This window comes from Campylobacter sp. (assembly GCF_030528245.1).
In the GTDB taxonomy this organism is placed as follows: Bacteria; Campylobacterota; Campylobacteria; order Campylobacterales; family Campylobacteraceae; genus Campylobacter_D.
This window is the reverse complement of sequence record NZ_JAUMZG010000052.1, coordinates 1-5590: the sequence shown is the minus strand read 5'-3', so window position 1 is coordinate 5590 and position 5590 is coordinate 1. Positions and strand designations below refer to the sequence as shown.

Genomic DNA, 5590 nt, shown 5'->3' with positions numbered 1-5590 from the left:
TGGCGCGCGGAGGCGAAAACCCTCTCGCGTGTCGGGGGGAATTCTGGGGCGAGGAAATTTGAGGCGGGGCGAAGCGGAGACGGCGCGGGGAGGGGGAATTTTTCGTGGCCGGAGCGGGCGACGGGAATTGTGGCCGGGCTGGGGGCTTGTGCGGCGAAGGCTTACGCGAGAGTGGGCTTGGGGTTGAAACGCAAAATTCTGGGGAGCTGGGTTTGGCTGGCGCTGGAGGGAGGGATCGGGGTCGCTGATCATCGGCTGGGAGTGGAGGGACAGAGGGGCAGAGTCTGGCGCGAGGAGGCTGCGAATTTTGTGCGGGGGCTGGAATTGTGGCGCGGCGGGGGGGGACTGGCGGGCGAGAATTCTAAAAAAAAGTAGCAACCAAAATGGGCTAGAATGAGGGAAAATTTGAGGGGCGAGGGATGTTTGAGCTTGTGAGTGATTTTAGGCCGAGTGCGGATCAGGCTGGGGCGATTAGGGGTGTGGTGGGAAGCATCAAAAAGGGGCATCGGTATCAAACCCTGCTCGGCGTGACGGGCTCTGGCAAGACCTTTACGATGGCAAATATCATCAAGGAGCTGCAAATGCCCACCCTCATCATGAGCCACAATAAAAGCCTCTGCGCCCAGCTTTATAGTGAATTTAAGGGCTTTTTTGCGAAGGACTTTGTGGAGTATTTCATCAGTTACTACGATTATTATCAGCCTGAGGCCTACATCCCGCGCACGGATCTTTTCATCGAAAAGGATAGCTCGGTCAATGAGGATCTCGAGCGGCTGCGGTTGCGTGCGACGGCCTCGCTTCTAAGCTATGAAAATGTCATCTGCATCGCCTCGGTTTCGGCCAATTACGGGCTGGGAAATCCGCAAGAATTTGAGGGCATGGTGCTGATTTTTGAGGAGGGAATGCATCTGGCGCAAAAGGCGCTTTTGAAAAAGCTCGTCGACATGGGCTATAGGCGTAATGATAGCTTTTTTGAGCGCTGTGATTTTCGTGTGAGTGGGGATGTGGTGGATGTTTATCCGGCCTATTTTGAGGATGAGGTGGTGCGGCTGGAATTTTTCGGCGATGAGCTTGAAAAAATGTATCATTATGATGTGCTTGAGAACAAAAAGGGGCGGGATTTGAAAAAATTCATCCTCTATCCTACCAGTCAATTTTCCGTCACGCAAAGCCAGCTCAAAAGGGCGATTGGGGGCATTAGGGCCGAGCTGGCTAGCCGCCTTGCTTATTTTGAAGCTGAGAATAAACTCGTGGAGTATCAAAGGCTCAAGCAAAGGGTGGAATTTGACCTTGAGATGCTTGAAAGCACGGGCATTTGCAAGGGGATAGAAAACTACGCCCTGCATCTTACGGGGCTAAAAAGCGGTGAGACGCCCTATACGCTTTTTGATTATTTTGCGCTCAAAAATAGCGAATTTCTCCTCATCGTGGATGAGAGCCATGTCTCGCTGCCTCAGTTTCGCGGAATGTTTGCGGGGGATAGGAGCAGAAAGCAGACCCTAGTCGATTACGGCTTTCGGCTGCCCTCAGCCCTAGATAATCGCCCGCTGATGTTTGATGAGTTCATCCGCAAAAAATGCCGCTTCCTCTTCGTCTCGGCCACTCCGGCTCCGCTTGAGCTTGAGCTCTCAGAAGGGAGGGTTTTTGAGCAGATTATGCGGCCTACTGGGCTTTTGGACCCCATCATCGAGCTCAAGGATAGCGACAATCAGGTGGAAATTCTCTACGATGAGGCCAAAAAAGTGATAGCAAGGGATGAGAGGATCTTGGTCACGGTGCTGACTAAAAAGCTCGCCGAGGAGCTGGCGCGCTATTATTTGGAGCTTGGGGTGCGGGTGAAGTATATGCACTCAGAAATCGATGCCATCGAGAGGAATGAGCTCATTCGCGGGCTTAGGACGGGGGAGTTTGACATGCTTATTGGCATCAATCTCCTGCGCGAGGGGCTAGATCTGCCTGAGGTCTCGCTCATCGCCGTGATGGACGCGGACAAGGAGGGCTTTTTGCGTAGCACCACAAGCCTCATACAGACGATGGGGCGGGCGGCTAGGAATGTCAATGGTAGGGTTTTGCTCTTTGCGAAAAAGATCACAAAATCCATGCAAGAAGCGATGGACATCACAAACAAACGCCGCAAACTCCAAGAAGCCTACAACAAAAAGCATCGCATCACACCCACTTCGGTGCGGAGAAATTTGGAGGATAGTCTCAAAAATGAGCTAGACGGGGCGGAAATTTACCGCAAGGGCAGGAATTTGGAAAAAATGCCTGCGAGCGAGAGGGCGCAATTTGTCAAAAAGCTGCGTAAAGAAATGCTTGAAGCGGCGCGGGCGCTGGAGTTTGAAAAGGCTGCGGCGCTCAGGGATGAGATAAGAAAGCTTAAGAATCTTTAAAATTCATGCGTATCTTGCTGGGGTGAGGGCTGCGGGAGAAGATGGCTGCTGGGCCTGAGGAAGCGGGAGAGAATGGGGCCTCGAGGCTATGGCGGGAGAATTTCACGGCGCCCTCGAGATGGGGAAGGATTTGTCGAGGGTGGAATTCTAGCAGGGGGGAGGAGCGCAAAGTGGTGGGGAGACGGAGCGCGGAGAGTGGAAAATGAGAAGTGAGTGACTGGGGGATTCGCACGGGGGGATGGTGGCGAGAGGAGGCTGGCGGGGGAGGGAATTCTGTCGGAGGAGGCTGGAATTTGACGCGCAAATTCTGGCCGAGGAGAGCTGGCGGGGGAGGGAATTCTGTCGGGGAGAGAATTTCCTGCGAGGGGTGGGTTTTGGCGCGAGGCTTGGCTTGGCTGGAACGGAGGCAAAAAGTTCCTCGAAGCTGCCTTAAGGGGATGATTTGGGGCCGATAGGGAGCGCGGATCCTTGCGAGGCTGGGCGCCAATCTGTCGGGGACGTTAAATTTTCGCGCGGATGGTTTGAGTCGAGCTTTTGAATTCCTGCAGGGATAGAATTTAAGCATCAAAAAGGTGCGAAGCCTCCGCACTCATGCTAAGAATTTTAAAACCATAAACAAGCTTTTAAAAGCCTATACTCTGGGTGCCTCGCACCATCTTTCCATCCTTAAAGCGCCCTACCTTTTCTAGCAAAAACCCTTATTGCAGAGTTTTGTCCGTGGGCTATGCCAATAATTTTTTACTCCATAAAAACAGGGCTAGAAAAGTCCTATCATCTTTAAAGGCCTGTGCTTTAATCATCATGGTGTCGTTAAAGGTAGCGTTCTTTGCATTGATGCCCAGATACCTTACTTTCCAAAAAATGGCTTTAGCCTCACTCAGCGTGCCATCAAAGTCGTGTTTATTAACAGGCCCAAAGCCAACGCGCCACTAGAGTCTTGGATTAGCAAGGCTATCCATATCCTTCTTATACCGCTGCTGAAGTTTAGCTAGTGGCGCTAGAGCGTGGGGCAGTGATGAGAAAATCCTTCGCCCTATAATCGCCTTTTGCAAAAAGCTCTTTTGGGCTTTTTTTATGAGCCATTTTTGCCCTCCTTTCATTTGAATTTATCCTCAAGTCCTAGTTTTCAAGGCAGGTTTTAAGTCGCAGCTTTAGGATCTCTGCCACGGAGGGCTTGATTTTAAATTTCAAACAAGCCTCATAAACTTTAGATTTTTCACTGATAACTTCTTCCTTTTGCATTAAGATATAAGAAATTTTTAAGCCATCTTCAAGACCCAGATCATAAACAGCCTGTGCGCTCGTGCCGCTTCCAGCGCAAAATCAAGCACCAAATCCCCATCCTTAAGCCTCACTATACGCAGTGAAAAATTTAAAAGCCACGAAGGTCCCGGTTTAGTAAGGTCGTTTGTGCCTTGTCTGGAGTAGAAATTTAGGGGCGAAGCCACGCGCATAAAGGAGTCGATGGATGATTCTTTTAACAATGCCACTTACAATGGCAAAAATGTGTTTCAAACTATGGATTTTGTCGTGGGCAGTGGGGTGGAAAAAACGAATTTAAACCCACTTAATGTTGATAATTTAAGCATTGACGACCCAGAAACCATCACTTCTTTTACTGACCAGCTAGGGAGCTTGAGGAGTGAAATTGGCTCAGGGATCAATGCCCTCAATGCCAATATCAATGCCAGCGTGCAAAATAGCATCAGTGTAAAAGCTGCTGAAAATAATTTGCTCAACAACGATATGGCAAAAAATGTTAATGATTTTAACGCTGGTTATCTTAGAGAAAATGCTGCCGCTTTTGCTGCCGCACAAAGCAATATAATGCTGCAAACAAAAATCGCAAGTTTGTTGCATTGATATTTGAGCTCGAATGGGCTCAAATATTTACCAAGAAGGCTTATTTTTAACCCTAAAAATCTGTTAGATGCTATAACACAAGAAAAATATCTAAATTCAATAAAAAATAAAAATCAATTCTAATACAAATTATAATTTTAAACTTATTAAATAACAACCTCTATAAAGATTTTAAATTCCACTCTCGCAAAACAAATTCATCGTTCGCATGATAATTTATTAAAAAATTTTTAAACCCTCATATTTATTTTTGATTTTCTTAAAAGTTCTAAGATATCCACTCCATTTTCCCAATAAGCTTTTAAAAATTGCTCCCAAAAATAAATTTTTATTTCATCTTTGTAAGTTTCTTTATTTTTACTTTCTGCTTGTATGGGTTTGAAAGGTTCTTTGTTTTCTTCTGAATTTTTTTGCGATGAATTAATATTTTTAAAATCGACTAAATATTTTTGTTGAAGCTCAAGAAATTTTGTTTTAAATTCGTCTATATTTTTGCTTGTATGAAAGAGTTTAATATAAGCTTCATCATAACTCACTCCATCAACTTCCATCCAATGGGGTGATTTTGTATTTTCATTTATCCATTTAAATAAGCTTTTGACTTCAGACTCCGAAAATTCATTTTTCCTAAGTTTATCTTCTACTGATCCTTCAACCAATTCTACTTTATCGCTTAGTTTCACATAATCCTTGTATACATTTATAAAACTATTACCAAGTTTTTCTCTTTCTTCTTTTGTAAGCTCAGGATTTCCATTTTCAATACTTTCATCTCTAATTTTAGTAAGTGTCTGTAGAGGATTATTTCCAAAATATCTATTAAAAGAACTTAAAGTAATCATCTTACATACCATCCTCCAAGAGCAGACTCCATTTGCCCTTTGTATTTGTTTGCCATTTCTTTAATAATCATATTGTTATTTAAAATAGGGCTGGAATTAAATTTATACATTTGATAAGTATTAGGATCATAAGCACCTACCCCATAAGTGAAAAGCACATAAGGCTTACCTAAATCCGAAACTTTTACTTGCCTTTTAACTGTATAGACAGGAAGGATAGAGAGAGAATTTTGTGTTACTTGTAAAAATGCTGTGAATCTATTTTTACTATGATTTGAGCAAGATGCTTGATCTATGCCGCAAAGTCCTTGCGGGGCATTTGTATTGCCTTGAAGATAATTTGCCATATATTGCAATTCTCCTTCGGTATATTTTGCTACAGCGTATAGTTCATCGGCTGGATTCCATTGAGTCCCGTTATGCAAAAACACAACCTGATACCCACCCCTAACCTCTTTCATCTCATCAAGGCTAAGAATTTTTACTCCTACG

5 protein-coding genes and 1 pseudogene are annotated in these 5590 nt (G+C 45.2%); 4 read left to right on the top strand and 2 right to left on the bottom strand.

Annotated elements, in window-relative coordinates; all coding sequences use genetic code 11:
• From Q4A73_RS07125 to Q4A73_RS07110, 4 genes and pseudogenes are all read left to right on the top strand, one after another.
• On the top strand, positions 1–375 hold a 375-nt coding region (locus Q4A73_RS07125), incomplete at its 5' end, for a hypothetical protein (RefSeq protein WP_303206762.1).
• Between the two features lie 44 nt (positions 376–419).
• Positions 420–2393: an excinuclease ABC subunit UvrB gene (gene uvrB / locus Q4A73_RS07120; RefSeq protein ID WP_303206761.1), complete on the top strand. Its 1974-nt coding sequence runs from the start codon at positions 420–422 to the stop codon at positions 2391–2393.
• 241 nt (positions 2394–2634) lie between these two features.
• Positions 2635–2826, top strand: a complete 192-nt coding sequence (locus Q4A73_RS07115) for a hypothetical protein (protein WP_303206760.1) — start codon at positions 2635–2637, stop codon at positions 2824–2826.
• 1007 nt (positions 2827–3833) lie between these two features.
• Positions 3834–4256, top strand: a pseudogene (locus tag Q4A73_RS07110) (flagellin); the annotation flags it as partial.
• A gap of 230 nt (positions 4257–4486) precedes the next feature.
• Here Q4A73_RS07110 and Q4A73_RS07105 read toward each other — a convergent pair.
• Both Q4A73_RS07105 and Q4A73_RS07100 read right to left on the bottom strand, forming a co-directional pair.
• Positions 4487–5098 carry a hypothetical protein gene (locus Q4A73_RS07105; RefSeq protein WP_303206759.1) on the bottom strand — a complete coding sequence of 204 codons (612 nt, stop codon included), beginning with the start codon at positions 5096–5098 and terminating at the stop codon, positions 4487–4489.
• On the bottom strand, positions 5095–5590 hold a 496-nt coding region (locus Q4A73_RS07100; RefSeq protein WP_303206758.1), incomplete at its 5' end, for a bacteriocin. The genes Q4A73_RS07105 and Q4A73_RS07100, both read right to left, overlap by 4 nt.

Bases quoted from the DNA above. Each gene is read 5' to 3' on its own strand.
- Q4A73_RS07105 (WP_303206759.1), bottom strand. From the start codon at position 5,098: ATGATTACTTTAAGTTCTTTTAATAGATATTTTGGAAATAATCCTCTA.
- uvrB (WP_303206761.1), top strand. From the start codon at position 420: ATGTTTGAGCTTGTGAGTGATTTTAGGCCGAGTGCGGATCAGGCTGGG.